This is a genomic window from Mycobacterium sp. (assembly GCF_049280035.1).
GTDB lineage: Bacteria > Actinomycetota > Actinomycetes > Mycobacteriales > Mycobacteriaceae > Mycobacterium.
The window spans coordinates 1-2,663 of the sequence record NZ_JBAPPI010000282.1 but is presented as its reverse complement, the minus strand read 5'-3'; the positions used below and the strand labels follow the sequence as shown (position 1 = coordinate 2,663).

The 2,663-nt window shown below is 64.8% G+C and carries 4 protein-coding genes; all 4 read left to right on the top strand.

All coding sequences use genetic code 11. From position 1 onward, the window contains the following. Positions 1–136: 136 nt before the first annotated feature. Positions 137–580, top strand: a complete 444-nt coding sequence (gene secE / locus WAN71_RS09360) for a preprotein translocase subunit SecE (protein ID WP_422225062.1) — start codon at positions 137–139, stop codon at positions 578–580. Positions 581–676: 96 nt separating this feature from the next. Next, positions 677–1,567 carry a transcription termination/antitermination protein NusG gene (nusG, locus tag WAN71_RS09355; protein ID WP_422225063.1) on the top strand — a complete coding sequence of 297 codons (891 nt, stop codon included), beginning with the start codon at positions 677–679 and terminating at the stop codon, positions 1,565–1,567. 23 nt (positions 1,568–1,590) lie between these two features. Further along, positions 1,591–2,022, top strand: a complete 432-nt coding sequence (gene rplK / locus WAN71_RS09350; RefSeq protein ID WP_422225061.1) for a 50S ribosomal protein L11 — start codon at positions 1,591–1,593, stop codon at positions 2,020–2,022. A 125-nt stretch (positions 2,023–2,147) separates the two neighbouring features. Next, a partial coding sequence (rplA, locus tag WAN71_RS09345; protein WP_422225060.1) for a 50S ribosomal protein L1 occupies positions 2,148–2,663 on the top strand: 516 nt, incomplete at its 3' end.

Genomic DNA, 2,663 nt, shown 5'->3' with positions numbered 1-2,663 from the left:
GTAGCTCAACTGGCAGAGCAGCGGTCTCCAAAACCGCAGGTTGCAGGTTCAAGTCCTGTCGCCCCTGCTGAATACGTGCCATGGTGGACACTGGAGGGTGACCACAAAACGCGATGTTGAACGAATGGAGTATGCGGTGAGCGACGAGCACGACGATGCCGACGCCGCAGCCGACGGCGGAGCCGAGGATCAGCTCGGAGGCCGCACGGCAGTGGTGACGCGGCCGCAGCGTCCCACCGGCAAGCGGTCCCGTCAGCGAGCCGATGGCGACGACACCGATGACGAAAGCTCGTCGGGTGCGGTCGAGCTCACTGAGAGCGCCGCAGACGACGAGGCGGGCAAGAAGCCCAAGAAGGCCAAGAAGGCCCGCAAATCAGGAACGCAGTCGACCAACCCGATCGTCTACGTCTACAACTACCTCAAGCAGGTCGTTGCCGAGCTGCGCAAGGTCATTTGGCCCAACCGCAAGCAGATGGGCACCTACACCTCGGTGGTGCTGGCATTCCTGGTGTTCATGGTCGCGCTGATCGGCGTGGTGGACCTGGGGCTGGCGAAGCTGGTGCTGATGGTGTTCGGCTGAGGCCGAGTCCCAGGAGCTGATGTGCTGATGTATAGGAAGGACTGAGTAACCGTGACGACCTCCGACGGCGATCTGTCCGCGGGTAACGCGGTCGACATCGCAGCGGCGTTAGAAGAGGTTACGGCTGAGGCTGAAGCCGACCCGCAGGCGGCTGCCGACGACGTTGCTGCGTCCGTGGATGAGGTTGCGGCCGAGGACCCCACTGCAGCCGAAGAGCCGGCGCAGGCCGAAGAGCCGGCGCAGGCCGATGAGCCGGCGCAGGCCGAGGACCCCACTGCAGCCGAAGAGCCGGCGCAGGCCGATGAGCCGGCGCAGGCCGAGGAACCCACTGCAACCGAAGAGCCGGCGCAGGCCGATGAGCCCGAAGAGGTCGACCCGGCTGCCGCGCTGAAAGCTGACCTGCGCGCCAAACCCGGCGACTGGTACGTCATCCACTCCTACGCCGGATACGAGAACAAGGTCAAAGCCAACCTCGAGACCCGCGTGCAGAACCTGGACGTCGGCGACTACATCTTCCAGGTGGAAGTGCCCACCGAAGAGGTCACCGAGATCAAGAACGGCCAGCGCAAGCAGGTCAACCGCAAGGTGCTGCCCGGTTACATCCTGGTCCGCATGGACCTGACCGACGACTCCTGGTCGGCGGTGCGCAACACCCCGGGCGTCACCGGGTTTGTCGGTGCGACCTCGCGGCCGTCGGCACTCTCGCTGGATGACGTGGTGAAGTTCCTGCTGCCGCAGGGAGCGGCCAAGAAGCCGGCCAAGGGCGCGGCCAGTACGGCAGCCGCTGAGGTTGGGCTGGAGCGTCCGGTTGTCGAGGTCGACTACGCCGTGGGCGAGTCGGTAACCGTCATGGACGGGCCGTTTGCCACGCTGCCGGCCACGATCAACGAGGTCAATGCCGAACAACAGAAACTCAAGGTGCTGGTGTCCATCTTCGGCCGCGAAACACCTGTGGAACTGGGCTTTACCCAGGTCTCCAAGATTTAACTCAGGAAGGAACACCACCACTCATGGCCCCGAAGAAGAAGAAAGTCGTCGGGCTGATCAAGCTGCAGATCAAGGCCGGGGAGGCCAACCCCGCCCCGCCAGTCGGACCGGCACTCGGCCAGCACGGCGTCAACATCATGGAGTTCTGCAAGGCCTACAACGCGGCGACGGATGCCCAGCGCGGCAACGTTATTCCGGTGGAGATCACCGTCTATGAGGACCGCAGCTTCACGTTTGCCCTCAAGACCCCGCCGGCGGCCAAGCTGCTGCTGAAAGCCGCAGGCGTGGCCAAGGGTTCGGCCGAGCCGCAGAAGGACAAGGTCGCCAAGGTGACTTGGGATCAGGTCCGCGAAATCGCCGAGACCAAGAAGGCCGACCTCAACGCCAACGACATCGAGGCCGGCGCGAAGATCATCGCCGGCACCGCCCGGTCGATGGGCATCACGGTCGAGTAGGTCTCGACCGGAGGACGACGATGCGGGCCGTTATGGCCCGAGGAGGAGTCCGACAGTTGAACAGAGTGGGAGGGCCAGCTCCGGCCCGCTTTTCAACCACAACCCAACACCAGATTGGATAACCAATGAGCAAGAACAGCAAGGCATATCGCGCCGCCGCCGAGAAGGTGGACCACGCCAACCTTTACACGCCGCTGCAAGCGGCCAAGCTGGCCAAGGAGACGTCGTCGACCAAGCAGGACTCGACCGTCGAGGTGGCGATCCGGCTCGGTGTTGACCCGCGCAAAGCCGACCAGATGGTCCGCGGCACGGTCAACCTGCCGCACGGCACCGGTAAGACCGCACGGGTGGCCGTGTTCGCGGTGGGGGACAAGGCCGATGAGGCCACCGCGGCGGGCGCCGACGTGGTCGGCAGCGACGACCTGATCGAGAAGATCCAGGGCGGGTTTTTGGACTTCGACGCGGCGATCGCCGCGCCCGATCAGATGGCCAAGGTCGGCCGGATCGCGCGGATTCTCGGACCGCGTGGCCTGATGCCCAACCCCAAGACCGGCACCGTCACCCCGGACATCGCCAAGGCCGTGGCCGACATCAAGGGCGGCAAGATCAACTTCCGGATCGACAAACAGGCCAACCTGCAC

Bases quoted from the DNA above. Each gene is read 5' to 3' on its own strand.
- rplK (WP_422225061.1), top strand. From the start codon at position 1,591: ATGGCCCCGAAGAAGAAGAAAGTCGTCGGGCTGATCAAGCTGCAGATC.